This window comes from Terriglobales bacterium (genome assembly GCA_035691485.1).
Classification (GTDB): Bacteria; Acidobacteriota; Terriglobia; order Terriglobales; family Acidobacteriaceae; genus JAIQGF01.
This window is the reverse complement of record DASSIZ010000013.1, coordinates 17,070-42,274: the sequence shown is the minus strand read 5'-3', so window position 1 is coordinate 42,274 and position 25,205 is coordinate 17,070. Positions and strand designations below refer to the sequence as shown.

Below are 25,205 nucleotides of genomic sequence, written 5' to 3'. Positions count from 1 at the left end.
CTCGGGCGTTGAAGGCGGCAGGGGTGTACAAAGATTTGGCTAATGACGCGGTCAAAACGCATGCCATGGCGGTTTTAGCCGATATTTATGCGTATTTGCGTGGCATCGCGATGGAGGGGTGTGTACAGAGCGACAGCATATATACATACTCCCGTCAAACGGGGGGAGGGGATTTCCCTGCTTGGATGATAGCGAATTGTCCCTTGAAATTTACATGGTCGTGACAAACCTTTGACATCGACTTTCGCGCTGCGGGGTCTAACCAGCAGCAGGTGAAGTTACGGAGGTCGTGTGCTCAAGTTGGAAGTTCAGGAATCGCCGCTGGTCACTATTCTGCGCTGCTCAGGTCGAATTCTTCATGGGGATGGAGCCGATACCCTGGTAAAGGCCGTGATGTCGGAAGACACGCGTTATTTTCTGATTGACCTCCATGGGGTGAACGCGATTGACGCGGCCGGATTGGGAGCCTTAGCCGGATTGGAAGGCTGGGCAAGAAGCGACAACCGAGCGGTTCATCTGGTGAATCTCTCGAAACGAGTCCGTGAGGCTCTGGAGATCACGGGGCTGAGTTCGATGCTGCAGATTTTCCCCGCCTCAGAAAGCACGCCAGCGCGCGGCGTAAGCAACCCACGCACGGCGCGCCCGCGAAATATTACCGCCGCACCAGTGGTAGCTAGCTTCTGTTGACACTTGGGAGGTTTTCGCGAAACCACACCTCGCGCGCAGCCGTATAAAGAGAACGCGGTGGGTTTCTCCGGGCGACGGCAATCAACTCTACGCCGCTTCTCTTCTCCCGGTTTTCATTCACGCCGGTTTGGCTAGCCCAAGCAGACACGGATGGGAGCCCATGCCACCCAAGTAGGTACAAATTCGAGGCTGGAATTTGCGCTTTTGAAACTTAGGCTTTGACCACTTTGCCGCTGCGCAGGCAGGCGGTGCAGACGCGCAGCCTCTTGGCGGCGCCCTTGACCCTGGCGCGTACCGGCCGCAGGTTGACGTTCCAGCGACGCTTGGTCACGTTGTGGGCGTGGCTGATATTGTTGCCGAATTGCGGTCCCTTGCCGCAGACATCACAGACTTGTGCCATGACTGCTCAGAATCCTTCCATACCCAAGCGGGGCAAAACATAGATTTTACAGGAATCTGTGCTGGTTTGCCTAGGCCGCGTCGAGGGCGGGGCTTGAGCTTGCGTCTTGTTCCCGGCCGCCGCGACTTATACAATGCAGCCAGTAGGAGCGGTTCCGGTGACTAAGAAGACCGGGTTCAAGTCAAAGCGGCCGCGGTCAGGGCAGAAGAATGACGCGGCTAACGACGCCAAGACTGCGCAACAGGGCAACTCCACGCCATGCGGCCAGGCGCAGCAACCGAATTTGCACAAGGCCAAGCCATCCATAACCTCCTTCGGCGTAGAGAACTCGAGCTGCGGCAAGCCCCCTTTCTAAATTGCTAGAAGCGTCGAGGACAGCCGCATCTCGCGCGCGTGTGCGAAAATAGATTCATGTCTGCGGCCGCCAACTCCACGCCCAAGTCGGTGAAGGTCCACCTGAAAGACGGCACCGGCATGGATATCGAGTGGATGGACGGCCACAAGAGCTCCTATTCGTTCATGTACCTGCGCGATGCCTGTCCCTGCGCCCTCTGCAACGAAGAACGCGTCAAGCAGAACCGGGAGCCGGGAGAACGCCCCAAGCCGGCGCCCGGAGCGCTGCCCATGTTCACGCCGCCGCCGAAGGCGACGGTAGCGGAAGCGGTCGGCAAGTACGCCATCCGCTTCAACTGGAGCGACGGCCACGAGCACGGCATTTTCTCCTGGGACTTCCTGCGGGAGTTCTGCCCCTGCCGCGAGTGCTCCACCATGCGGCGCGAGATGAAGCCGCCGGGCGCGCCGGTAACGCGAACCGTGCCTCATTAGATTTCAAGGTTTCACGTTTCAAGTTTCACGTTGCTGTGGCCTTGGGAGGTGAAACGCGAAACGTGAGACTAGATTAACGTGTCGTTCCTCGACGAACTGAATCCGCAACAACGCGAAGCGGTCGAAACCGCCGACGGGCCGATCCTCATCCTGGCCGGGGCGGGGTCGGGCAAGACGCGCGTGATTACCTACCGGATCGCGCACCTGATCGAGCAGCTCGGGGCCGCGCCCGAGTCGATCCTGGCGGTCACGTTTACCAACAAGGCTGCCGCCGAGATGGCGGAGCGCGTGGAACAACTGGTCGGCGGCCGCAGCTTCGCCAAGCCGTGGATTTCCACTTTCCACTCCATGTGCGTGCGCATGCTGCGGCGCGACATCGAGGCGCTGCGCATCAACAACATCGGCTACACCAAGCAATTCGCCATCTACGACGAAGCCGACCAGCAATCGCTGGTCAAGCAGGCCATCCGCCGTCTCGGGCTCGATGACAAGCAGCTCACGCCGCGCACCGTGCTGGCGCGCATTTCCTGGGCGAAGAACCACATGCTCGACCCGCAGGAAACGTTCCTGCAATCCTCCGACCTGAAGTCCGAGCAGGTGGCGCACGTCTACGAGATTTACCGCCAGGAACTGCGCAAGGCGAATGCCATGGACTTCGACGACCTGCTGCTGGAGACGGTGCGGCTGCTCAAGGTCGCCGAACCGGTGCGACACTACTGGAACCGGCGGTTTCAGTACATTCTGATCGACGAATACCAGGACACCAACCGCCCGCAGTACGAACTCATGCGCCTGCTCGCCGGAGAGCGGCACAACGTGTGCGCCGTCGGCGACGAGGACCAGTCCATCTACTCGTGGCGCGGCGCCGACATCCGCAACATCCTGGAATTCGAAAAGGATTTTGGCGATGCCAAGATCATTCGCCTGGAGCAGAACTACCGTTCGACGCAGAACATCCTGAGCGCCGCCTCCGCCGTGGTCGCCAACAACGTGAAGCGCAAAGGCAAGAACCTTTGGACCTCGCGGCAGGGCGGGGACAAGATCGGCTACTACGAAGCTCCCGACGGCGAGAACGAAGCACTGTTCGCCGCCGATTTGTTCTCCAAGTACCTGCAGGAGTCAGCCAAAGAAGGCGACGACCGCGCCCGGGCGGCCGTGCTCTATCGCACCAACGCGCAGTCGCGGCTGTTTGAAGAAGCGATGCGCCGCTACCAGCTGCCGTACCACGTGGTGGGCGGCTTCTCGTTCTACGAGCGCGCCGAGATCAAGGACATGATCTCGTATCTCAAGGTAGTACAGAATCCCGACGACACCATCGCGCTGATGCGGGTCATCAACACGCCCGCGCGCGGCATCGGCCGCAGCACCCTGGACACGCTGGAACGCATCGCGCTGGAAACGGGCAAGTCGCTATGGGGTGCGATCGGCAATGCGGTCGATGCCTTGCTGGTACCGCAGCGCGCCGCCGCATCGTTGAAGAACTTCCACGACATCATCGAGGGCGGGCGGGCCATGCTCTCCGGGACCTATGCGAAGTGGCTGGGGGACTCCATCGACGGCAGCGACAGCGAACCGGAGGACCGAACCACGCCGGAAGCCGCACCGCCGGGAGAAGACGGCGAGGATCTGTCGTTCGACTTTGGCGCGAACCTGGAATCCTCGTCCGACGATGGAGGCCACGGCGCCACCGCCGGGTCTGACGAAACCGACAGCTCCGATGCCGCCAGCGCCCCCGCCGCCGGCGAACAACCCCCCGCCGCCACCGCTGAGCTGCTGAAGTACCTGCTTGACCGCACCCGCTACATCAAGTCGCTGGAGGAAGAAGACACGCCCGAGTCGCTGGCGCGCATCGAGAACCTTCGCGAACTGGTTAATGCCGCCATGGATTCCCGAGACCGCGGCGAGTCGCTGCAGGAATTTCTCGATCACGCCGCGCTGGTCAGCGACGCGGACCAGTACGATTCCGCCGCCAAGATCACGCTCATGTCGCTGCATGCCGCCAAGGGCCTGGAATTTCCGGTGGTGTTCCTGGCCGGGATGGAAGAGGGACTGTTCCCGCATTCGCGGACGTTCCTCAATCCTGACGACATCGAGGAAGAGCGCCGGCTGTGCTACGTCGGCATGACGCGAGCGATGGACCAGCTGATCGTGAGCCGGGCCCGTTACCGCCGGCGTTACGGCACGGACATGCCGGAAGCATCCATCCCGTCGCGCTTCCTGGAGGAGATCCCGCCCCAGTTGCTGCAGGAGCTTGGCTCTCCCCGGCGCTCGAGTTGGAGCACGGAGGAAAAGATCCGCGAGTACAAGGACGACTACGCTTCCTCGCACTACGAGCACGACCGGCACTACGACTACGAAAACGAGGACCAGCGCGGGTCCACTGGCCGTCAGAAGCAGCGGCCCTCGTATGCCGGTTCGCACCATACCTACAACTCGATCGACAATATCGCGGAATTCTTCGCTTCCCGCGGCAAGAAGTTCACGCGTCCGAAAGTTGACGTGCCTGCTCCGAGCGGGCGCACCGGATTTCGTCCCGGGCAGCGCGTGAAGCACCCGAAATACGGCGAAGGAACGGTGTACAAGCGCGAGGGCGACGGGGAGGATGCGAAGATTACGGTACAATTCCCAAGATTCGGGCTGAAGAAGCTGGTCGAGAAGTACGCGCAGCTGGAGCGGGTGTGAAAGAGGCGGTTAGCCATTAGCTCTTAGCTGGCACAGGCACGAATTGATTCCATCGGAAAGAGAACTCATGGCAAATACCTCAGCTTTATCCAGAGAAGAACGCAAGAAGAGCAAGCGCGCGTCGCGCAAGAAGGCGACGATTGAGAAGCCGAAGAAGAAGCGCGACTACGCCCGCGGCTCGAAGAAGCCCAAGGTGAAGAAAATGGCCCGCGGCCAGGCGAAACGGTAATTGACGACAACCGACAAACCAGCGGCTCAAGTCACGGGCTCGCAACTGCTCGCACGCAAGTCCATCGACAAGCTGATCGCGGACTCGGAGGAGCCCGAGCACCGGCTGAAGAAGACGCTGGGACCATGGAGCCTCACCGCGCTCGGCATCGGGGCCATCATCGGCAGCGGGATCTTCGTGTTGACGGGCACGGCAGCGGCGGGCGAGCACTTCGAGGTTCCCTCCATCCTGCACGCCCAGGTGCTCGACCTGATCGCCAACTTCCTGCGCCACGGGTCGAGCGCGGGCGCGCTCATGCATGGACGTCCGCCTGCGGGTCCGGCAATCGCGATCTCGTTCATCCTGGTTGCCGTGGCGTGCTCCTTCGCGGGACTGTGCTATGCAGAACTGGCCTCGATGATTCCGATCGCGGGCAGCGCCTACACTTACTCGTACGCGACGCTGGGCGAGATCTTCGCCTGGATCATCGGCTGGGACCTGATTCTGGAGTATGCGGTCAGCAATGTCGCGGTGGCGGTCGGATTCAGCGGATACCTGAAGGCGCAGCTTGCCGCCTTCGGCATCGTCTTGCCCGACGCGTGGTCGAGCGCGGTGTACGCCTCGGGGAAATTGACAGGTGCATATTTCAATGTGCCTGCATTTCTCGTCGTCTTCATCCTGACGGTTTTACTCGTGCGCGGAGTGCGCGAATCGGCGGAGACCAACAACGTCATGGTGATGGTGAAGCTTGGTGCGATCGTCACCTTCCTGGTCGTGGGCGGAATGCTGGCGCGTCCGGCGAACTGGCATCCCTTCATGCCGTCAGGATTCGCGGGCGTGGTCACCGGCGGCGCCATCATCTTCTTCACCTACATCGGCTTCGATTCGGTCTCCACCGCTGCGGAGGAATCCAAGGAGCCGCAAAAAGACATCCCCTTCGGCATCATCGCCTCGCTGATCGTTTGCACCATTCTCTATGTCGGCGTGGCGCTGGTGCTGCTCGGCATGATGAAGTATTCGACCTTCACTTCCGGCGCCGCGGCCGAAGCGCCAGTGGCTTACGCCTTGAAGCAGCTGGGCGCGAACCGCATCTGGCAGTCGGTGATCATCATCGGCGCGCTCACCGGAATGCTCTCGTCGCTGCTCGTCTTTCAATATGGGCAGACGCGTATCTGGTTCGCCATGTCGCGCGACGGCCTGCTGCCGAAAATCTTCTCCGCCGTACACAAGAGATTTAAGACGCCGCACTGGTCCACGTGGATCGCGGGATTCGCGGTGGGAATCCCGGCAGGACTGGTGGACATCGGCGATGCCGCGGACCTCTCCAATATCGGGACGCTGTTCGCCTTCGTGCTCGTCTCGCTGGGAGTGATCTTTCTGCGCAGGACGCAGCCGGATCGGCCGCGCGGCTTCCGTGTGCCGCTGGTGCCGCTGTTCCCGCTGATTTCGGTCATTCTCTGCGGCGGGCTGATGACGGGCCTGACGGTCATCACTTGGATCCGCTTCTTCGTGTGGCTGGCAATCGGCCTGTTCATCTACTTCCTGTACAGTCGCCGCCACTCGGAATTCGCGCGCTGATGCAGGCCAGCGAGCCATCGGCGTTTATTCGCTCTCTTCCCAAGGCCGAGCTCCATCTTCACCTGGAGGGTTCGATCGGCCCGGATGAGTTGGCAGAGCTGATCGTGTTGCACGGCGGGGGCCCCGTCGATCGCGAGCGCCTGGCGCGTCTCTACAAGCACGAGAACTTCACCGCCTTCCTGGACGCGTTCAAGCGGGTCACGCACTGGCTGCGCACGCCGGAAGATTACGAGCTCATCAGCTATCGCCTGATGCAGAAGCTGAAGGCGGAAAACGCACTGCACGCCGAGGTGTACGTATCGGTGGGCGTGATCATGTTTCGCGAGCGCGACTTCGACGCTATCTTCGAGGGCCTGGAGCGAGGGCGGGAGCGTGGCGCGCGGGATTTCGGCGTGTCGCTGTATTGGATCTTCGACGCGACGCGTCAATTCGGCGTGGAAGCCGCGCAAAAAGTGTTCGACCGGGCGCTCCAGCTGCGCGAGCGCGGCGTGATCGGAATTGGAATTGGCGGGGACGAGGCACAGGGACCGGCGCAGTGGTTTCGCGATCTCTACGCGCGCGCCCGCGACCACGGCCTGCGCTTGACCGCGCATGCGGGCGAATCGGTGGGCCCGGAATCCATCCGTGCCGCCCTGGACGTGCTGCAGGCTGAACGCATCGGACATGGCCTGGCGTTGTGGAAAGACCGCGAGCTGATGTCGCAACTGGCACAGGCGCGCGTGCCGGTCGAGATTTGTCTCACCAGCAACCTGCGCACCGGGTGTTGCGCCGCGGCGCAGGAGCATCCGCTGAAGACTTATTACGACCAGGGAATCATGGTGACGTTGAACACCGATGATCCGGCGATGTTTGAGACGACGTTGTGCCGCGAATACCAGGTTGCGCAGGAGACGTTCGGTTTCAGCGATGAGCAATTGCGGGAAATGGCGAGGAATTCGTTCGAGGCCTCGTTCTTGCCGGAAGAGAAGAAGCGGGAGTTCCTTTCGGGTTTTTCATCGCTCGGCATCCGGCAGGTTTAGGCGCCACGTCAACGGGTGCTCTGCTTCGATGCCAGGTGTGCTCCGACCGCCTGAGATACAAACAAAACCATAGAGCAGCCGACGGGAAACAGCAGCTCGTTGACAGCGCGCGGCACCAGGTCGGCGACGGTGACGACACCGCTCCTGTAGGTGCAGCCGAGTGCAATTCCGCCGAATATCGCCCCGACAGACAAACCCACCAACGCGTAGGCCCCGCCACCTGGCTTGCCGCGCTTCGCAAGCCAGCTGACAACACCTCCGAGAGCAGCGTACTCCAGCGACTTGATGATGCCCAGCAGCAGCGGCGAGGGACCGGGGGCGCCGGCGATTGACAGATGAAGGGCGGTCGAGACGCCGCGATGCACGGTGCGCGCTACATTGAAGGCGATGGGCGCGGAGAGAAGCCCGGCAAGCGAGGTGGCGCCCACATCCAATTTTGAAATGACAGCTCCGATTGCGACGCCGACGCAAACTACCGTGGACCAAGAGATGGTCGAAAGCGTGGTGGCGAAGATACGGGTCACATTGCCGGATTTGCCAAAGGCAACGCCGACAACAATGAGCAATACTTGCATGGCAAGCCCAAGCAGAACAGCCAGCCAGGCGACACGCAAGACGACGGCACCCACCCGGGGCGCTTCCACCTTCTGAGAGCTGGACTGAAGTTGTGCGCCGCTAGTACTGCTGGCTTCCATCTCGCCCCCCACAGCGGCGTGATGGTAGCCGCGCGGGCTGCGGGAGTCAATCGGGAACGGGCGAAATGGTGTGCGATGCGTCACAGCAGGGATCATGGCCGGGGCGTAGGATGAAGTCGAACAACTGCCCGCGCCGAGCCGGAAGCTGACCCGACGCTTGAGGAGGCGGGCCATGGCTGCCACAGCTCCGCGAGTCGCGCTTGCGATCCGCAATGTCCTGGTCGCAACCGATTTCTCACCCTGCTCAGAACGCGCCCTGCTGCACGCGGTAACCGCGGCGCACCATTTCCACTCCAGGCTGCACATGGTGCACGTGCTGCAACCGGGCATTTTCACCTTCGTTCCTCCGGAGGCGTACATGGGGACGTCTGAGGCCCTGGAGCGGGCACTGCAACTGGCGCGGGCCGAGGCCGAAGCGCGGCTCGGGGATGTGCTGAAGCGCACCCGCTGCCAGGACCTCCGCCATCACACCTGGGTGGACGTCGGCGGAGTCGGCGAAATGCTGCGCGACTTCATCCGGCGCGAGCACATCGACTTGGCAGTGGTGGGGACGCATGGCCGCACCGGGTTGCGAAAGATCGTCCTGGGCTCGGTGGCCGAAGACCTGTTTCGCCATGCCAGCTGCCCGGTGTTGACCGTGGGGCCGCGCTCCTGGACATCAGATCCGCAATCGGTGCGGCTTAAACACATTCTTTTTCCGACCGACTTTTCACCGGAATCGGCGCAGGCGCTACCGCTGGCTACGGCGATCGCCGACGACTTCGGCGGCCGTATCACGATGTTGCACGTGGTGGAGCGGCTGGAAGCAGACGCGGCGCGGGACCGCGCGCGCGTCATCACCGGGCTGCAGGAGCGCATGCGAGAGATGGTGTCACTGACGGCGCAGCTATCGCCCAGGATGGATTTCCAGGTTGGGTTCGGCGCGGTGGCCGAAACGGTGATCGAAACGGCGTCATCGCTTGGCGTGGACCTGGTGGCCTTCGGGCTGAAGGCGCCAGACAGCTACGTGGACCGGCTGCCCTGGATGCACGCGTACAAGGTTGTGTGCGAGGCAGGTTGCCCGGTGCTAAGCGTGCGGGGCGCGTCGCAGGGGCGTAGCTGACGTTTTAGCCACAGAGGCCGCAGAGGATTTTTTTCTTTTTCGGCTGTCAGCCCCTGTTTCAGACGCCGCGGTTTCGTCACCACAGCCGTCTTTGTTTTCTGCTTTGCCGTTGTCTATTTTCTCTCTGTGGCTAGGTTCTTCGGCCGCGCCACACAAGTTCCTGCCATCTATTTTGTCGTATACTGCGCGGCGACATCGGAGAGAGGCGAATGGCAACCAAGAAGAGCAGCGCGACGACAGCGAAAGAGAAATCGACAAGGAAGCGACCCGCCGCGAAAAAATCGCGCCAGCGCGCCACGGCAACGAGCGCTTCGACGCAGGCTGCTGGTCAACCCGCCAACCGGGACCGGCTCACCGAGGTAGCGAAAACGATTGGATCAACGGTGGGCGATATCGTGGCCAAGACGAAGAAGGTGCTGCACCGGTAGGGAAAGCTTCGAGTTTTCCCACCCTAGCAAGAGCGGCTGGGGTGGACCACCCGGCCGCCGGAATAAAGAATAAAATCCGCCGCTGCACCGGACTTTGAGATCAGGCATTCAATCGAGATCAGGGACTCGCTAGATTTTCTGGACGCGCTGGACATCGTGCACGCCGTCGATCTTGCGCAGGCCGGCGACGATGCGTTCCAGGTGTTTGAGGTCCTCGATATCGATGACGAAGTCGACGGTGGCCTGGCTGTTGGCGGTGCGGGCTTCGATGTTGCGGATGTTGACGTTTTCGTCGCTGATGAGCGCCGTCATCTGCTTGAGCATGCCGCTGCGGTCGTCACAAAAAACGGTGAGCTTGACGGGATATCCGGCGGCGCCGTCTTCCTTGCGGGGCCGCGCCCACTCCACGTCGATGCGGCGGTCCGATTCGTACATCAAATTCATGACGTTGGGGCAATTGCGGGCGTGCACGGCGACGCCCTTGCCGCGGGTGACGTAGCCGACGATGTCCTCGCCGCGGATGGGATTGCAACATCGGGCGCGGTAAACGAGCAGGTCGTCGTGCCCTTTGACGGAGATGGCGCCGCCGCCGTCGCCGCCGAAGACCCGGCGCAATAGCCCTCCGGGCTTTTCTTCGGGCGCCGTCTCCGGGGTAGGATCCGCGGCTGACGCCGGCGCCAGCCGGGCCAGTACTTGGCGGGCGGCAAACTTGCCATAGCCGATGGCGGCCATGAGATCGTCGGCGCGTCCCAGGCCCATGTCGCCGGCGACCTTCAGGTACTGCGCGTCGGAAATGTCCTTCATCGGAACACGATATTTGCGCGCTTCCTTTTCGATCAGCTTGCGGCCGATTTCGATGGCGCGCTCGCGCTGGTGGACGTTGAGCCAATGCTTGATTTTCTGCCGCGAGCGGCTCGACTTGACCAGCGCCAGCCAGTCGCGGCTGGGCTTGTGTCCGGGCTGGGTAAGAATTTCCACGATGTCGCCGCTTTTCAGCTTGTAGCGCAAAGGGACCATGCGCCCGTTCACCTTGGCGCCGACGCAGGAGTGCCCGACCTCGGTGTGCACGGTGTAGGCAAAGTCAATCGGGGTGGCGTCGCGCGGCAGCACCACGACTTTGCCCTTGGGGGTAAACGTGTAGACCTCTTCCGGGTAGAGATCGATTTTGAGGGTGGAGAGAAATTCGTTGGGATCGCTGACATCGCGCTGCCACTCGACCACCTGGCGCAGCCAGGCGAGGCGCTGCTCGTCGCGCGCGGAAACGGGGCCGTCCTTGTATTTCCAGTGCGCCGCGATGCCCTCCTCGGCCATGTGGTGCATCTCCTCGGTGCGGATCTGGACCTCGAAGGGGGTGCCGCTTTCGGGGATGACGGAGGTATGCAGCGACTGGTACAGGTTGGGCCGTGGCATGGCGATGTGGTCCTTGATGCGGCCTGGCACCGGGCGCCACAGATTGTGGATCATGCCCAGCACGGCGTAGCAATCCTGCACGGAGCCGGTGATGATGCGGACAGCGAGCAGGTCGTACATCTGGTCGACGGTGATGCGCTGCCGCTGGATCTTGAGGTAGATGGAGTAGAGGCGCTTGATGCGGCTTTCGACGCGGGCCTGGATGCCGGCTTCCTTGAGCTTCTCGCGGATGATGCCGGTCATGCTGGCGAGAAATTCCTCTCCGGACTTGCGGCGCGCCTCCACCGCTTCGCGCACCTGCTCGTAGGCGATGGGATCGACGTAGGGGAATGCCAGGTCCTCAAGTTCGCCGCGAATCTTGCCCATGCCGAGGCGATGGGCGATGGGGGCATAGATCTCCAGGGTCTCGCGGGCGATGGAAAGGCGGCGCTCTTCCGGCAGGTGCTGCAGGGTGCGCATGTTATGCAGGCGGTCGGCGAGCTTGATGAGGACGACGCGTATGTCGTCCACCATGGCGAGCATCATCTTGCGCAGGTTTTCGGCCTGGCGCTCTTCGCGGGTGTGGAAATCGATTTTGCTGATCTTGGTGACGCCCTCGACGATGTGCGCCACCTGGTCGCCAAACTCTTTTTCGATTTCCTGGATGGTGACCGATGTGTCTTCGACCAGGTCGTGCAGCAGGCCGGCGGCAATGGCGACGGTATCGAGCTTGATTTCGGCCAGCACGCAGGCGACTTCCAGGGGATGAACCAGGTAGGGCTCGCCGGAGGCGCGCGTCTGGCCGGTGTGATAGCGGAGGGAAAAATCGTACGCCTTCTTGATGACTTCGAGGTCATCATTGGGGCGATAGGCCCGGACCTGCTTCATCAGGTCACGGAAACGGGTGACCCGCAAGACATTGGTCGCGAGCTGCTGGCGGAGGGTCGCCATACTTGATTATAAGGGGTGAAGGCGGCGGCGCAAGACCGACGTCGCAAAGCGGCGAACTTTGGGATGGTTCCAAATTCGTATCTGCGGCCAGCATCGATGGCAATTCGCCGCATAACTGACCATTGACACTGCTTCCGCCCAAGGATAGGCTGAGGCACGCTCAGGTAGCCAGTTTCCGGGTGGGGCCCCTTCCTTTTATACACAGCTCGCCAACATTTCACTGAACTAACAGTCGGAGAAGAGGAGGCCATATGCGCAAAGTCCTTGAGTGTCTGTCTGTGTTCGCGCTGCTTGCCTGCCCGATCGCGATGATGGGGCAGATGTCGGGCGACATGGACAAGATGGGAGGCCCGCCGAAGGTGCTGCAAATCATCCGGGAAGACAGCAAGCCCGGTAAGACGATGGCCCATCGCCAACATGAGGCTGCCTGGACCCAGGCCATGATCAAAGCCGACCCGAAAATTCCCCACATGCTGACTATAAGCGCGGTCAGCGGGCCGGATGAAGACTGGTTCATGATGGGGTTCGACGGCTTCGCGCAAGTGGAGAAGACCAACGAATCGTACGAAAACAATCCGACACTGGCCCAGGTAATGGCCAGTTATTCGACGAAGGAAACGGATTTTGTTTCGGAAACGCGCACCATCCTGGCGCGCTACCGCCCGGAGTTGAGCTATCAGCCGAATTTCCCGCTCGGCGAATACAAGTACTTCAGCGTCCTGCTGGTGCGTTACAAGCTGGGCTCAGGGCCGGACGAAGTGGCGAAAATCGTTGCCGCCGCGCGCGAGAAAGCGCATCCGGATTATCACTCGATCGGTTATGAAGTGACCTCCGGCATGCCGGTGGGCACTTACATCTATTTCACGCCGATAAAAAGCATGGCTGCCTGGGACGAGCCGCCCAACAAAGAGTACAGCGCGGCCTTGAAAGAGGGTGGGTTTTTCGACGCGGTGGGCAAGACGGTGCAGTCCGCCGAAAGCCGGTTGTATTCGTTCAGCCCGCGCATGAGCTACGTGCCGGAGGATGTAGCGAAGGCGAACCCGTCATTCTGGCATCCGAAGACGCAAATGACCAAGGCATCGCCGGCCGCCAAGACAGCCAAGCCGGTGGGCCTGAAAGAAACCAAAACCGAACAAAAACAGTAGGAACATGGCGCGCGGCCAAACAGCGCACCTGTTGAATTTTTGCAGAAAAAGCAGAAAAAAAGAAAAGAGGAGACAGGATGAGAAAAGTCGGAATTGAGTTGTTTGCATTGCTGGTGATGGCGGCCATCATGGCGCCCCCGCCGGTGGCGGCGCAGAACGCAACAGATCCGGAAGGCGCCAGTGGCCCACCCCCGATCATTCAGATGTTCCGGGAAGAAGTGAAGCCTGGCAAAGGGCCGTTGCACGCGAAAACCGAGGCGGCGTTCCTGGCTGCCTACAAGAAAGCCAACTTGAAGTATTACTACCTGGGAACGACGACGATGAGTGGGCCGTCGGAGGCGTGGTACATGAGCCCGTACGCCTCGATGGAGGAAGTGGAAAAAGCCAACCAGGCATTCGAAGCGAACAAAGCGGTGCAAACCGAATTGGATCGCGCCAACGTAGCCGACGGCGACTTGCTGAGCGGCGTTCGTTCCACCTTCCTGTTCTACAACTCCGAGCTGAGCTATCGCCCGAACTTCAACCTGGGCGAATACAAGTACTTCATGGTGGACACCTATCGGGTGAAGTTGGGCCACTATGAGAAGTTCGCGGAGATGCGCAAGGCGGTGAACGCGGCGCACGAGAAAGCGAACCTCGATGAGCACATGCTGGTGTACGGCGTGGGACTGGGCGGGCCCATGGGAACGATTATGGTGTTCCAGCCGGTAAAGTCGCTGAAGGAATTTGATCAAGCCGGCAAAACGCACGGCAAGGGCTCGGCGTACTACGAAGCGATCGGCGACGAAGGGCGGAAGGCGTTCACCGAATTCGCGCAGAATGACGAGCAATACTTCCAGCGTGATTTCCTGTCCATCAGCCCGGGCATGAGCTACGTATCGGAAAAGGTGGTAGCGGCAAACCCGAGCTTCTGGACCCCGAAGACACAGATGACCAAGACGCCGGCCACAAAAACCGCAAAACCGGCGGCCATGAAGGACGTAAAAACAGAGACCAAGTAAGAGTTGAGAAATTAAGCCCCAGCCCGGTCCGAAGAGGCCGGGCTTTTTTTTTTGCTCGGTCGATCAGTCTGTCAGTCACCGGTCATCAGGTGCTTGGTGACATGGCAGATCTGGCCGACTGAGAGAATGCCAGACAATTTCGCGACCGTTCGATTCGATCAAACCGCACGCCAAAAGGCATTCCTCAGCTACCATATCCCTGTGCGGGTGTTGGTGACAGGAGCGTCGGGACTGCTTGGATCGGCATTGATGCCGGCGCTGCGAAACGCGGGGCACGAAGCCGTCGCGCTGGTGCGGCGGGCGCCGCGCGCGGGTGCCGCTGAAATCCAGTGGGACCCGGGCGGCGCAATTGATGGCTCCCGGTTCAGCGGGGCCGATGCGGTGGTGCACCTGGCAGGGGAGAATGTGGGCGCCGGCCGCTGGAGCGAGCAGCGCAAGGCCCTGATCCTGAACAGCCGTGTCCAGGGCACGCAGACGATCGCCGCCTCGATGGCGCGCGCCAACCCGAAGCCGCGTGTGCTGGTCAGCGCGTCGGCCAACGGCATTTATGGAGAGACTGGGGACAAGGTGGTGGCCGAATCCGATCCTCCGGGGTCGACATTTCTGTCTGAAGTCGGACGGCAGTGGGAGCAGGCGACGCGCGCAGCCAGCGAAGCGGGGATCCGAACCGTCATGCTGCGCACCGGGATGGTCCTGAGCGCAACGGGCGGCGCGCTTCCGCGCATGCTGCCTCCGTTTCGGATGGGGGCCGGCGGACGCATCGGAGACGGCCGGCAGTGGATGAGCTGGATTGCGCTGGACGACGTGGTTGCGCTGATCCTCTTCGCCCTGACCAACGAATCGCTGCGCGGCCCGTTGAATGCCGTTGCGCCGAACCCGGTGACCAATGCCGAATTCACGCGCGTGCTGGGGGCGGTGCTTCACCGGCCCACCCTGTTTCCGGTGCCGGCATTCGTCGTGCGCACGGTGTTTGGTCAGATGGGAGAGGAATTGCTGCTGGCGAGCAACCGGGCGGTGCCGCGGGCGGCGCTGGCCGGAGGATTCCAGTTTCGCTACCCGGAGTTGCGCGGGGCTTTGCAACACGTGCTGGGAAAGTAATAAGACTGATAGAAAAAAGCCCGGTCCCTCTGTGGCGCGGCCGAGGGCGACCGCGCTCCAACGAGCGTGGCTTCCTCCAGGGCAGCCCCGGCGGAGAGCGCCGGGGCCCACCGAGAAGTAATCCCAAAATGGCACGGAGCCGATTCCGTATTCCGGTCGCGGAATGCAGTTCCGGGCTCCCACGACGCCGGCCAGCCGTAGAATTCGGTTCCTAATCGCTTCCTAAGTTGATCGTGAAGGGAAAAAACATGAAATGGCATAAGAGATACGCTTGGGCCCCTGGCCTCGCCGTGGCGGTCTTGGTATGCGCCGCCCTGTTGAACGCGCCCTGCGCTCCGGCACAGGACATTTCCTTCCGCAGTTTCAGCGGCTGGGCGACCATCGGCCCTCCCGCCGATGAGTACGCCGCGAAGCTGGCAAACATGTCCGCCACTACTCTCGGCAAGCAGGGACAAATCAGGTTCGCCAAGGCGACCCCTACTCCACCTATTCCGAAAGAGTTCAAGAACATTGTGGATGCGGTGTCAGCCGGCGGTCCGCTGGCGGGGGGTACCGGATTCGACGCTGCCTATGTCTCGGGCGGGGACCTGAACGCGGCATGGGGCTTCATCTACAATTCGGGAGTTCCCTTCGGCCCCAACTTCGATGAGTTCATCGGCTTCCTGTATGGGAAATCGGTGGACAACGGAGGCCGCACCGGCCTCGAGCTGCTGCAACAAATCCTGGACAACAGCGGGCGGAACATTGTCGCGTTTCCGATCGTGGCCAGCAGCCAGCAGGGGTCCGGATATTTCATGCTGCCGGTGGGCAACGTGGGAAAAAAGCCCGGGATCGGGCTGGCCGGCCTGTGCCAGCAAAACTGGACCTTCCGCTACCTGCCGCCGGCACAGTTCGTGATTGACCGCGCCTGCGACAACCTGGTCGAGAAGGGCGCAATTCCCAAGAAGAACATTAAGTTTATCCAGGCGGTGTCAGGGAACGCGTCGCTGGTAAAAGCGGTATCGGAGGGCCAGCTGCAAGCTTATGAGATGGCGACGCCGATGGACGATTACACGCAGCTTTGCGGCCTGCCGGAAGGAAATCCCGGCACCGTCGGCACCCGCTACATGCATTTTCCGGGCTGGCATCAGCCGTTCCTACTGACGTACATGATCGTCAACAAGAAGGTATGGAAGCAATGGACGCCGGCGCAGCAGGCGCTGGCTCTCAGCGTGGGCCGGGACAACGTAGTCTCGTCGTACGGCGAAAACCTGCGGCAGCAGGGCACCATGCTGCAGCAGATGCTGGCGGTCAACGATCATGACAACAATCCCGACAACGACATGGTGCTGGTGCAGTGGCCGGAGAAGGACCTGCTCCTGCTGCGAGATGCGACCATCCAATTCCTGAACGCGCGCACCACGGACGCGAAACTCAACGATCAAGACCGGAAGGACTACGCAAAGATCCTGGATTCGCTTGGAACTTACATCGGCGCCAACAGCGGTTACTGGAAGGTGCGTCAAGTTCCGAACGAGCTTCGTTTCCAGGGATGGCGCGATCCGGAAGGCAAGAAAGGCTGGGACCAGGCGCTGAAGTAACACCTCGGCGACGCCTGGACTTCAATCGGCGAAAAATAAAGGGCGGCCCGAAGGCCGCCCGATTAAGAGAAGAAACTCAAACTAGGCCGGCGTGGGCCGCTCGCCCGGCACGATGCCCGGCTGTGCTCCGCCCGGCGCTGGTTTCAGCACCTGCTGCACGCCCTGGTCATCGTGCGAGCTGGGTTGCTTGACCGGCGGAAGCGCCTTGCCTTCGATCACCAGCTTGATCTCGTTGGCATCGAGCACCTCGCGCTCCAGCAGCGCCAGCGCAATTCGGGTCAGCGCCTCGCGGTGGCTGCTCAGGATCTCCACCGCCGACTTGTATCCGGAATCCACAAAGCGCCGAACTTCCTGGTCAATTTTGATCGCCGTGTCCTCGCTGTAGTCGCGATGTTGGGCGATCTCGCGTCCCAGGAAGATCTGCTCTTCCTTCTTGCCGAAGGTGAGCGGGCCGAGGTCGCTCATGCCGAACTCGCACACCATCTTGCGCGCCAGTTCGGTGGCTTGCTCAATATCATTGCCGGCGCCGGTGGTCATGGTGTTGAGGAACAATTCCTCCGCCACGCGCCCGCCCATCATAATGGCCAGCCGCGTCTCCAGGTAGGTCTTGCGATAGGTATGCTTATCGTCGATGGGCAACTGCATGGTCACGCCCAGCGCCATGCCGCGAGGGATGATGGTGACCTTGTGCAGCGGGTCGGAGTCGTCACGCAATGTCGCGACCAGGGCATGGCCGGCCTCGTGATAGGCGGTCACGCGCTTCTCCTCTTCGGAGAGCAGCATGGACTTGCGCTCGGCGCCCATCAGCACCTTGTCCTTGGCAATTTCCATGTCGTACATGGTGACAACCTTGCGGTTGGCGCGCGCCGCCAGAAGCGCGGCCTCGTTCACCATGTTGGCCAGGTCGGCGCCGCTGAAGCCAGGGGTGCCGCGGGCCAGGACGGACAAATCGACATCGTCGGCGATGGGAATCTTGCGGGTATGCACGCGCAGGATCTCTTCGCGACCGCGCACGTCGGGACGCGGAACCACCACCCGGCGGTCGAAGCGGCCGGGCCGCAGCAGCGCCGGATCGAGGACGTCGGGACGGTTGGTGGCGGCGATCAGGATCACGCCTTCGTTGGATTCGAAGCCGTCCATCTCCACCAGCAACTGGTTGAGGGTCTGCTCGCGCTCGTCGTGTCCACCGCCCAGGCCGGCGCCGCGATGGCGGCCGACCGCGTCAATCTCATCGATGAAGATGATGCAGGGAGCATTCTTCTTGCCCTGCTCGAACAGGTCGCGGACGCGGCTGGCGCCCACGCCGACGAACATCTCGACAAAATCGGAGCCGGAGATGGAGAAGAACGGTACGTTGGCTTCGCCGGCGACCGCGCGCGCCAGCAGCGTCTTGCCGGTTCCAGGAGGTCCGACCAGCAATACGCCCTTGGGAATGCGTCCGCCGAGCTTCTGAAACTTTTGCGCTTCGCGCAGGAATTCGATGATCTCGCGCAGTTCTTCCTTGGCTTCGTCCACACCGGCCACGTCCTTGAACGTGACCTTCTTCTGCTGCATGGAGAGCAGCCGGGCGCGCGACTTGCCGAAGGACAGCGCCTTGTTACCGCCAGTCTGCATCTGGCGGATCATGATGAACCACAACGCGCCCAGCAGGATCAGCGGCGCCAGGTTCAGCAGCCACGTCGGCCAGCTTCCACTCTGCACGTCTTTGACGGTGATGTTGACGCCCTTCGCCTGAAGGGTTTTGAACATGTCGGGATAGTTGGCAGGAACCGTGGTGTGGAACCCGATCTTGTCGTTGCGGTTCTTCCCCTGGACCTCGGTGCCCATGATCGTGACTTCCTGGACGTTGCCCTGGTCCACTTGGGACATAAATTCGGAGAAATTGATCTCCTTGGGTTTGGTCCCCGTCCCCCCCGCCTTCACCACCTGCCACAGCAAAACGCCGGACAGAACGATTACCAGCCAGAACACCACCGTCTTAACCGTTGAATTCACTCAGAGACTCCTCTACGCGCCCGGGGTGAAAACGAGGCGCAAACCGGCACACCCTGACAATTAGATGCTGCGCCCCACCAACCGAACCGGGTTTTTGCCGCCTTTGTAGAACCGTACAACCATTGTAACGTGCTCCTGCCTGGAATGGCGGTTGCGGTAAAACTAAATTGCGGTTCACTTTCGTAACTTCAGGAGCGATTCGGTTCCACCGGCAGCAGAACTTCTTCCAGCAACAGCGCCTGTGGAGCCGATTCCCGTGCCTGGAACCGTTCCGGAGCGGCAAAGCCGGGAACCCAAACGATAACTTCGCCATAGGTCACCACCGGCCAGTACGGCTTCTGCTCTCGTGGGATGTGCGGCGACTGCAGCAATTCCTTCAGCTTCTTCGCCTCTTTTGTATGCGCCGGCCAGTAGCAGTCTCCGGCGCGCCAGTTGCGCACAGAAAGGCCCCTCAAGGCCGAATCGAGCACGACGGCCCTTACGTAAGGACCTTTCTCGCGCCCGCCGCACCCCAGGTCACGCGTCAAGGAAGCGCGGATTTTGCGTCCTGCGACTTCACACTCCCCGGGGACATCCAGCGCCAGCGTGTAACAAGGGCCTTCCGTGATTGGACGCCGATGGCGGAACCAAAGTTCCCGCTCCCGGCGAACCGCTTCGTATCCATTGGGAAGCTCGACAACCCGTTCGGCGCGCCTGGCCTCCTCTGCCGCCAATCTCCGCACCGCTTCCACATGGCGAAATTCCAAGTGAACGTCCGGCCCTTCCGCCATCATGCGAATCAAACGGCGCTGCAGTGCGACCGGCTTGGAGAGGAGCACATCCACCCACATTTTCGAGGGAACGGAAAGTCCGGGTTGTGCGCTGCGCGGCGCCCACAAGTCTGGTTGCGCGCTGGTCTGCTCATGCCACCAGTTTTCTTCTTCTCGCGCGATCTCAGCTGTTTCGCTCAGGACCTGCTCCAGATTCGGATTAAGCTGCCGAAGCAGCGGAAGAATTTCGTGTCTCACCCGGTTCCGGGTGAAGCCGGTATCCGCGTTGCTGGCGTCCTCGCGCCAGGTTTGTCCAAGCTGCTGCAAGTAGAGGCGAAGTTCCTCGCGTCCAACCTCTAACAACGGCCGAACGATGCGTGGGGCAGGCGGCGGAGCCGGCACCGACGAAACCGCGGTTGGCGGATCGCCGGTCTTGCGGACGCTTGACGTGACCGACGCGCTAATCCAGCCACCTGCACCGGGATAAATGCCCGCCAGACCCTTGGTTCCCGAGCCGCGCAAGAAGCGCATGAGCACCGTCTCGGCCTGATCATCGAGGGTGTGGGCGGTGGCGACACGATGCACGGTGCTGCCGCCGGTGAGGCGATCGAAAAAACCGTAGCGCAACTTGCGCGCCGCCGCCTCCAACGACATCTTGTGGTCGCGCGCGAAAGCAGGGGTGTCGCCGGAATCGGAATGCAACTCGAGGTCGAAGGCTCTTGCCAATTCGCGCACGAACTGCTCGTCGGCGTCGGCTTCCGCACCTCGAATCTTGTGATGGAAGTGCACGACCGAGAGGACGATGCCGAGTTCCGCCCGCGCTTCCAGCAGCAGCCGCAGCAGCCCTACCGAATCAGCCCCGCCCGACACCGCCACCCCGACCCGGTCTCCAGGCTGCATCAGTCCGTGCCTGCGGACGTAGTTGAGCATGCGCTGCAGCACGCTGCCATGGTACTGCAGCCTTGGTGGCCGGTTGCCAGTTATCGGTCGTCTGTCAGCGGCAACCAGGGGAGAACCGGCAACTGTCTTCGCCTACCAGATTGACAGCTGGACGTTGTCCACCCACTCGTGCAGGGGTGTGCCGGAGACGTCCTGGTCAAGCTGGAACTGTACGCCGACGCTGTCATCCCAGCCTGCCCAGTTGGTGTCAAAGGTGAGGTCGAAGGTATGGACATTGCCATCCACCACCAGCACGCCATAGTGATATTGCGAGTCCCAGCGCTCCACGTACCACTGGATGTGGTGCCAGGTATCGGGCGTGAAGCGCGGGCAACCCGCCCCGGTCCCCACCCAGCGAAAATTCTTGCTGTCCCAAACGTCCCAAACGCCGGATTCGAAATTGCATTGGCTTCCCATCATGAACTCGCGCCCGCCGATGGACTGCCACATGTCGTATTCTGCGGTGTGGGCGTGAGCGGCAGAGGTGCCGTCGAATCGCACCCAGAAATCCCACAGGAAGTGCGAAGCCCAGCTCTGTCCCGGTTGAACCTTCTCGTACCAGAGCGCATTCGACCATGCGCTACCGCCGATAAAAAACTCGCGGCTGCTCCCGCTCATCGAGGGCGAACCCTGGTTCGCGGCCGACCAGAAATTGCTGGTGGTGGAAGCCCCTCCCGCACAATCGCTGCAGCTTTGCCATCCACTCCGGTTTTGAATCGAGCCCCACACACTGGCGTTCCCCGGCACGTTGGGCAGGGGTCCCGCCGGAGGCGCGGGGGGAGCAGGGGATGGAGCCGGCGATGAACCCGAGGCGGTTACCCCGCTGGATGCGCTGGCAGCCTGGGAAACCATTGCCTGGCCTCCGGTCACGGTGATGTTCATGGTGGCCGAGGTGCCGAAGCCGCCGTTGCCCTGGTCCCATGCGCGTACATACATGCTGTGGCTTCCATTGCTCACCGGCACTGAAACCGACAGCGAGGTCGAATTGGAATTTCCTTGAAAGGCAGGATTGTCGTCCACATAGACGATCCAGCCCGAAATTCCGTTGGGGCTGGACGCGGTTGCCTGCACGGAAATTGGTGTGGTTGCACTGCCGACCTGCGGCGACTGCAGTGTGACTTGCGTGGTGGTCGCCTTGGCTGTCGCGGTCGACGCCATGGAGGCGCTGTTGGATGACCGCGATCCTCCACCTCCGCAGCCGGTGAAAATGGCAAAGGCAATGAGTGCAATGGATAAAGAGTTTTTTGCCATGCTCCTCCTGGAAAACGTCTGGAACATGGCAAGCTAAAGGGAGATAACGGCCGCGCCAATCGGAGTACCGCCTTATGGCGTCTGCGTCCTCTACCCTAGGCGACCTCGGGAAACTACTCGGACTAGAGGAGTTCCCCGAATCCAGGGTCCCTTCGACTCGGGCTGACGCCGTCGCGGAACGGCTTGTCGGCCTTGAAGGGGCTCGGGTAATTTGTTTGGACGCTGACCCACGGCTGACGCCGCGGGCGCACCAGGAGTCAAAAAGCGGATAGGAATGCCTGTCAATTGTTGCGTGGTGGGAGGCGCTGTAAGGGGTCCTTCGACTCGGGCGTGCGCCCTCGCTCAGGATGACATTGCTCTTAAGTTTAAGTGCACCTCGGGCTGCATGTAACTCATTTTGAAAAGCTTGTGACTCGATTTAGAAGACCGTGGAATGCGAAACTTGATTTCGGGCGGGTTGGAGGCAGCCCCGGCGTGGCGCCGGGGCCTGGTTGTTGGTGTTGGGGCGTTCAAATGCCGACCGCGTAATCTCCTTCGGTCGTCTCTCGCGGCTGGACTCCCTGGTAGCGATAGGGACTACGCAGCGATCCGTAGCGCTGCCAGCGCAACTTGCGTCCCAGGAGCAGCCCGCCGACGATGACGCCCCCGGCAATCAGCGCTGCCGCAAAAGCGCGTCCGGGGTACAGCGCGATCGGCTGTGCCACCCGGCTTGCCGTGTGCGCCAGGCGTCCCGGCATGCCCAGCTCGCGCCGGAAGTCCTCGATTGCCTTGTCGCCGCCGCGGTCCAGGGCGCGATGCGCGTGGAAGAGAGCGTACGCGATGGGCATGGAGGTGTCCTCTCCGCCGCGCACGATGGCGTGATCGCTGTCGCGTTCCTCCTGTCGTTTGAGCAGCTCGTCGAGTGCGTCCTCCAGGACGCTGGCGCGCGTCCACAGGGAGCGGAATGCCACCCGGCCGGACTTGTCGATGATGTAAGTCGGATTCGGCAGCGAGCCATATTTGCGGTGAATCTTGCCGTTGAGTTCGTCCACGAGGATTGGAATATCAACCTTTTCTTGCGTGGCGAACTGCTCGGCGGCGGCGCGTTTGTCGTCGCCGGTTTGGTGACGTCCCAGCTTCTCGCCGGGATGCGCTTCGCGCACGTACACGAACAAGAACTCCACGTCGCGGTCCGCGTAGTCGTCGTAGAGATCGTTCAAGCCGCCGATGGAAGCGGCGGTAAAGGGGCAAGTGGCGGAGCCGAAGGTCAGCACCACGTTCTTCTCGCCTTCAAAGTCGCTGAGGCGGAACTTCCCCCCATCGAGAGTTCGGCCTTCGAAGCCGGGAGCGCGGTCGCCAGGCTCCGGGCCGCTGCCGAACTTCGTTTTCACGGCGGCTTTGATCAGGAGGTCTCTGGTGAAGGTGTTGTAGTTGTAGCGTTTGAGTCCAAACATGGGGAAGCCTCCTTAGCTGGGCGGGGACCGGACACCTCTCTAGATGCCGGGATTTCTTCCCCGCGTTACCCAAGGCCAGGATGTTTTCTGTGGAGCAGTTTAGTGAAGTTGGGTACCGCCCAGGCTGACCTGAATTCCCCAGTTGACCGAATTCACGATTGTTTAATTTTCCCGCACTTGCCCGCCCTCCGGCAGGCAATTAAAATTCGTAGGTTTGCGGTTCACTCAGGAATTATCCCAGAGAGGAGAGCTCATGGCAGCTCTTGAAGTGGGGGCCCGCGCGCCCGATTTCGATGTCCCGGCGTGCACCGGCGAAGAGAAGCACCGCCTCAAACTCGGTGAGTTCCGGGGAAAGAAGAACATCGTGCTCGCCTTTCACCCGTTGAACTTCACCCCGGCTTGAGCGGCGCAAACGTCGGCGTACGAGGCAGATCGCGATAAGTTCGCCGGCTTTGATGCCCAGGTCGTGGGCATGAGCATTGATTCGGTTTTCAGTCATATCGCTTGGCAGAAGTATGAAGTGGGCAAGCTCAGCTACCCGCTGGGGAGCGACTTCTGGCCCCACGGGGAGGTCGCTCAACGGTATGGGGTGCTGCGCGAGGGTAGTCCGATCCCGGGCATCAGCGAGCGCGCCGTGTTCCTGATTGATAAAGAGGGAGTCATCCGTTTTTCCAAGTTGTACGAGCTGGGCGAGGTGCCGGAAAACGAAGACGTGTTCGAAGTCCTGCGCGAGATGACAAAAACGAGGGCAATTTCTTAAATCGCAGCGGCCCGGCCTTTCATCTGTAATCAACTGCTTCCGGAAACCGGAAGCTCCGGTTTCCGCAACCACGGTATTTATCCGGCTCCGGCAGCGCCGGGGCAGCCCGCATTCGTTGTTCAACCAACCAGCCGCCGCAGCACGAGCGTGCTCGGCCCTTTGCCGATGAAAGCAGGAGGAATGGAATGGCACCAACCGATACTGTGAAGCCGGGGGACGTTACCCAGCGCGTGGGAGTGGAAGTGATCCGCAAACGTGGCGTGGACGTCGAGAAGCTGATCAAAATGCTGATCGCCAATGCCGCCGCCGAATTTGCCAGCACCTACTATTACTACACAATTCTCCGCATGCACCTGGCGGGACACGAAGATTACAAGGAAATCTGCGAGGACGCCCGCCTGGAAGACCGCGCCCATTGGGAGCTGATCGTTCCTCGCATTTATGAACTGGGCGGCGAACTGCCCAACGACCTGCCCGCCTTTCACAACCAGGCCGGTTGCGCCGCGGCCAAGCTGCCCAATCCGCCCACTGCGGCCAATATCCTGCAGTTGCTGCTGGAATCGGAGCGCTGCGCCATCCGCAGCTGGATCGAGGTCTGCGACATGACCTTCGGCAAGGACCCGCGCACCTACGACATGGCCGCGCGCATCCTGAACGAGGAAATCGAGCACGAGGCCTGGTTCATCGAGTTGCTGGCTTTCGAACGCGACAAGAAGTCGGTGCCCAGCGGACACTTCCGCCGCGGTGAACCCGGACACGCGCCCTACAGCAAGAATGCGTCGTTCTACATTGGAAGCTAACCAGATTGCAGAATTGTTGAATGGCCGAATTGCCGAATCTTTCACGGCAATTCGGCTTTGTTTTTCGATTCTGCCATTCCGCAATTCCTCAGTTTGACAATTACAATCTTGCACGTGGTCGAAAGCACGCATTTCTATCGGGTTACGCTGGTCACTCCCAACGGCGAATTGTCACTCTGGGTGCGGGAGGACGAGCACATCTGGGACGCCGCCGCCGCCGCCGGCATCAAGCTTCCCGCCATCTGCCACCAGGGACGCTGCCTTACCTGCGCCGGGCGTCTTGACGGCCCCGGCGAAGTCGATCAATCCGATTCCAATGCCTACTTTCCGACCGACCGCCAGGCCGGCTTCGTGCTGCTCTGCACCGGCAAGCCCCGCTCCGACCTGCGCATCCTGACCGACCAGGCCGACGCCATGCGCCAACACCGCATCTCCCTGAAGCAACCGGCGCCGTATTCGTGAATGCTGATGGGCCGAATCTGGGAAGAGC

Annotated in this window: 22 protein-coding genes and 1 pseudogene; 16 read left to right on the top strand and 7 right to left on the bottom strand. The window is 61.4% G+C overall.

The window, feature by feature from the left end; translation table 11 throughout:
• Positions 1-291: 291 nt before the first annotated feature.
• Entirely contained in the window at positions 292-687 is a 396-nt protein-coding gene (locus VFI82_01675) for an STAS domain-containing protein (GenBank protein HET7183362.1), read from the top strand.
• Between the two features lie 211 nt (positions 688-898).
• Here VFI82_01675 and rpmB read toward each other — a convergent pair whose 3' ends face one another.
• Positions 899-1,087: a 50S ribosomal protein L28 gene (gene rpmB / locus VFI82_01670; protein ID HET7183361.1), complete on the bottom strand. Its 189-nt coding sequence runs from the start codon at positions 1,085-1,087 to the stop codon at positions 899-901.
• A gap of 411 nt (positions 1,088-1,498) precedes the next feature.
• Here rpmB and VFI82_01665 point away from each other — a divergent pair, with 411 nt between their 5' ends.
• The 5 genes from VFI82_01665 (at position 1,499) to add (ending at position 7,399) form a co-directional block, all read left to right on the top strand.
• Entirely contained in the window at positions 1,499-1,912 is a 414-nt protein-coding gene (locus tag VFI82_01665; GenBank protein ID HET7183360.1) for a DUF971 domain-containing protein, read from the top strand.
• Between the two features lie 78 nt (positions 1,913-1,990).
• Positions 1,991-4,594 (top strand): UvrD-helicase domain-containing protein, encoded by a 2,604-nt coding sequence (locus VFI82_01660; protein HET7183359.1) that lies wholly within the window; start codon positions 1,991-1,993, stop codon positions 4,592-4,594.
• Between the two features lie 67 nt (positions 4,595-4,661).
• The gene (locus VFI82_01655; GenBank protein HET7183358.1) at positions 4,662-4,823 is read left to right on the top strand and encodes a hypothetical protein; all 162 of its coding nucleotides are present in this window, start codon (positions 4,662-4,664) and stop codon (positions 4,821-4,823) included.
• A complete protein-coding gene (locus tag VFI82_01650) occupies positions 4,824-6,380 on the top strand; it encodes an amino acid permease (protein ID HET7183357.1) in 1,557 nt (518 codons plus the stop codon).
• Positions 6,380-7,399, top strand: coding sequence for an adenosine deaminase (add, locus tag VFI82_01645; GenBank protein HET7183356.1), 1,020 nt, complete (start codon positions 6,380-6,382; stop codon positions 7,397-7,399). Before VFI82_01650 ends, add begins: the two co-directional genes overlap by 1 nt.
• A gap of 8 nt (positions 7,400-7,407) precedes the next feature.
• Here the strand turns inward: add and VFI82_01640 are convergent, their stop codons facing one another.
• On the bottom strand, positions 7,408-8,268 hold the full coding sequence (locus VFI82_01640; GenBank protein HET7183355.1) for a hypothetical protein: 861 nt from the start codon (positions 8,266-8,268) through the stop codon (positions 7,408-7,410).
• Here VFI82_01640 and VFI82_01635 point away from each other — a divergent pair.
• Together VFI82_01635 and VFI82_01630 are read left to right on the top strand one after the other, a co-directional pair.
• Positions 8,267-9,196 (top strand): universal stress protein, encoded by a 930-nt coding sequence (locus VFI82_01635; GenBank protein HET7183354.1) that lies wholly within the window; start codon positions 8,267-8,269, stop codon positions 9,194-9,196. The two genes, VFI82_01640 and VFI82_01635, sit on opposite strands and share 2 nt — an antisense overlap.
• A 209-nt stretch (positions 9,197-9,405) precedes the next feature.
• Complete coding sequence (locus tag VFI82_01630) at positions 9,406-9,624, top strand: hypothetical protein (protein HET7183353.1); 219 nt, start codon at positions 9,406-9,408, stop codon at positions 9,622-9,624.
• 129 nt (positions 9,625-9,753) lie between these two features.
• Here VFI82_01630 and VFI82_01625 read toward each other — a convergent pair whose 3' ends face one another.
• Positions 9,754-11,964 carry a bifunctional (p)ppGpp synthetase/guanosine-3',5'-bis(diphosphate) 3'-pyrophosphohydrolase gene (locus tag VFI82_01625; protein HET7183352.1) on the bottom strand — a complete coding sequence of 737 codons (2,211 nt, stop codon included), beginning with the start codon at positions 11,962-11,964 and terminating at the stop codon, positions 9,754-9,756.
• A gap of 251 nt (positions 11,965-12,215) precedes the next feature.
• Between VFI82_01625 and VFI82_01620 the strand changes: the two genes are divergently transcribed.
• The 4 genes from VFI82_01620 (at position 12,216) to VFI82_01605 (ending at position 16,788) form a co-directional block, all read left to right on the top strand.
• On the top strand, positions 12,216-13,109 hold the full coding sequence (locus tag VFI82_01620) for a hypothetical protein (GenBank protein HET7183351.1): 894 nt from the start codon (positions 12,216-12,218) through the stop codon (positions 13,107-13,109).
• A 77-nt stretch (positions 13,110-13,186) separates the two neighbouring features.
• Positions 13,187-14,110, top strand: coding sequence for a hypothetical protein (locus tag VFI82_01615; GenBank protein ID HET7183350.1), 924 nt, complete (start codon positions 13,187-13,189; stop codon positions 14,108-14,110).
• A 126-nt stretch (positions 14,111-14,236) separates the two neighbouring features.
• Positions 14,237-15,208 carry a TIGR01777 family oxidoreductase gene (locus VFI82_01610; protein HET7183349.1) on the top strand — a complete coding sequence of 324 codons (972 nt, stop codon included), beginning with the start codon at positions 14,237-14,239 and terminating at the stop codon, positions 15,206-15,208.
• A 248-nt stretch (positions 15,209-15,456) separates the two neighbouring features.
• Positions 15,457-16,788: a hypothetical protein gene (locus tag VFI82_01605; protein ID HET7183348.1), complete on the top strand. Its 1,332-nt coding sequence runs from the start codon at positions 15,457-15,459 to the stop codon at positions 16,786-16,788.
• 81 nt (positions 16,789-16,869) lie between these two features.
• On the opposite strand, the gene ftsH is transcribed toward VFI82_01605, so the two are convergent.
• From ftsH to VFI82_01585, 4 genes are all read right to left on the bottom strand, one after another.
• Positions 16,870-18,783, bottom strand: a complete 1,914-nt coding sequence (ftsH, locus tag VFI82_01600) for an ATP-dependent zinc metalloprotease FtsH (GenBank protein ID HET7183347.1) — start codon at positions 18,781-18,783, stop codon at positions 16,870-16,872.
• Between the two features lie 188 nt (positions 18,784-18,971).
• Positions 18,972-20,462 carry a tRNA lysidine(34) synthetase TilS gene (gene tilS, locus VFI82_01595; protein HET7183346.1) on the bottom strand — a complete coding sequence of 497 codons (1,491 nt, stop codon included), beginning with the start codon at positions 20,460-20,462 and terminating at the stop codon, positions 18,972-18,974.
• A 102-nt stretch (positions 20,463-20,564) separates the two neighbouring features.
• Positions 20,565-21,722 carry an Ig-like domain-containing protein gene (locus VFI82_01590; GenBank protein HET7183345.1) on the bottom strand — a complete coding sequence of 386 codons (1,158 nt, stop codon included), beginning with the start codon at positions 21,720-21,722 and terminating at the stop codon, positions 20,565-20,567.
• Positions 21,723-22,231: 509 nt separating this feature from the next.
• Positions 22,232-23,155 carry a redoxin domain-containing protein gene (locus tag VFI82_01585; protein ID HET7183344.1) on the bottom strand — a complete coding sequence of 308 codons (924 nt, stop codon included), beginning with the start codon at positions 23,153-23,155 and terminating at the stop codon, positions 22,232-22,234.
• Between the two features lie 253 nt (positions 23,156-23,408).
• On the opposite strand from VFI82_01585, the gene VFI82_01580 reads away from it, so the two are divergent.
• The 4 genes and pseudogenes from VFI82_01580 (at position 23,409) to VFI82_01565 (ending at position 25,177) form a co-directional block, all read left to right on the top strand.
• On the top strand, positions 23,409-23,558 hold the full coding sequence (locus tag VFI82_01580) for a hypothetical protein (protein ID HET7183343.1): 150 nt from the start codon (positions 23,409-23,411) through the stop codon (positions 23,556-23,558).
• A gap of 18 nt (positions 23,559-23,576) precedes the next feature.
• Positions 23,577-23,915, top strand: a pseudogene (locus tag VFI82_01575) (redoxin domain-containing protein).
• 185 nt (positions 23,916-24,100) lie between these two features.
• The gene (gene dps, locus VFI82_01570; GenBank protein ID HET7183342.1) at positions 24,101-24,715 is read left to right on the top strand and encodes a DNA protection during starvation protein; all 615 of its coding nucleotides are present in this window, start codon (positions 24,101-24,103) and stop codon (positions 24,713-24,715) included.
• Positions 24,716-24,808: 93 nt separating this feature from the next.
• Positions 24,809-25,177 carry a 2Fe-2S iron-sulfur cluster-binding protein gene (locus VFI82_01565; GenBank protein HET7183341.1) on the top strand — a complete coding sequence of 123 codons (369 nt, stop codon included), beginning with the start codon at positions 24,809-24,811 and terminating at the stop codon, positions 25,175-25,177.
• Positions 25,178-25,205: the final 28 nt, after the last annotated feature.

Coding starts and splice junctions, on each gene's coding strand:
- rpmB (HET7183361.1), bottom strand. CDS start 1,087: ATGGCACAAGTCTGTGATGTCTGCGGCAAGGGACCGCAATTCGGCAAC.
- VFI82_01665 (HET7183360.1), top strand. CDS start 1,499: ATGTCTGCGGCCGCCAACTCCACGCCCAAGTCGGTGAAGGTCCACCTG.
- VFI82_01655 (HET7183358.1), top strand. CDS start 4,662: ATGGCAAATACCTCAGCTTTATCCAGAGAAGAACGCAAGAAGAGCAAG.
- add (HET7183356.1), top strand. CDS start 6,380: ATGCAGGCCAGCGAGCCATCGGCGTTTATTCGCTCTCTTCCCAAGGCC.
- VFI82_01635 (HET7183354.1), top strand. CDS start 8,267: ATGGCTGCCACAGCTCCGCGAGTCGCGCTTGCGATCCGCAATGTCCTG.
- VFI82_01640 (HET7183355.1), bottom strand. CDS start 8,268: ATGGCCCGCCTCCTCAAGCGTCGGGTCAGCTTCCGGCTCGGCGCGGGC.
- VFI82_01630 (HET7183353.1), top strand. CDS start 9,406: ATGGCAACCAAGAAGAGCAGCGCGACGACAGCGAAAGAGAAATCGACA.
- VFI82_01625 (HET7183352.1), bottom strand. CDS start 11,964: ATGGCGACCCTCCGCCAGCAGCTCGCGACCAATGTCTTGCGGGTCACC.
- VFI82_01620 (HET7183351.1), top strand. CDS start 12,216: ATGCGCAAAGTCCTTGAGTGTCTGTCTGTGTTCGCGCTGCTTGCCTGC.
- VFI82_01615 (HET7183350.1), top strand. CDS start 13,187: ATGAGAAAAGTCGGAATTGAGTTGTTTGCATTGCTGGTGATGGCGGCC.
- VFI82_01610 (HET7183349.1), top strand. CDS start 14,237: ATGCCAGACAATTTCGCGACCGTTCGATTCGATCAAACCGCACGCCAA.
- VFI82_01605 (HET7183348.1), top strand. CDS start 15,457: ATGAAATGGCATAAGAGATACGCTTGGGCCCCTGGCCTCGCCGTGGCG.
- tilS (HET7183346.1), bottom strand. CDS start 20,462: ATGCTCAACTACGTCCGCAGGCACGGACTGATGCAGCCTGGAGACCGG.
- VFI82_01590 (HET7183345.1), bottom strand. CDS start 21,722: ATGGCAAAAAACTCTTTATCCATTGCACTCATTGCCTTTGCCATTTTC.
- VFI82_01585 (HET7183344.1), bottom strand. CDS start 23,155: ATGTTTGGACTCAAACGCTACAACTACAACACCTTCACCAGAGACCTC.
- VFI82_01580 (HET7183343.1), top strand. CDS start 23,409: ATGGCAGCTCTTGAAGTGGGGGCCCGCGCGCCCGATTTCGATGTCCCG.
- dps (HET7183342.1), top strand. CDS start 24,101: ATGGCACCAACCGATACTGTGAAGCCGGGGGACGTTACCCAGCGCGTG.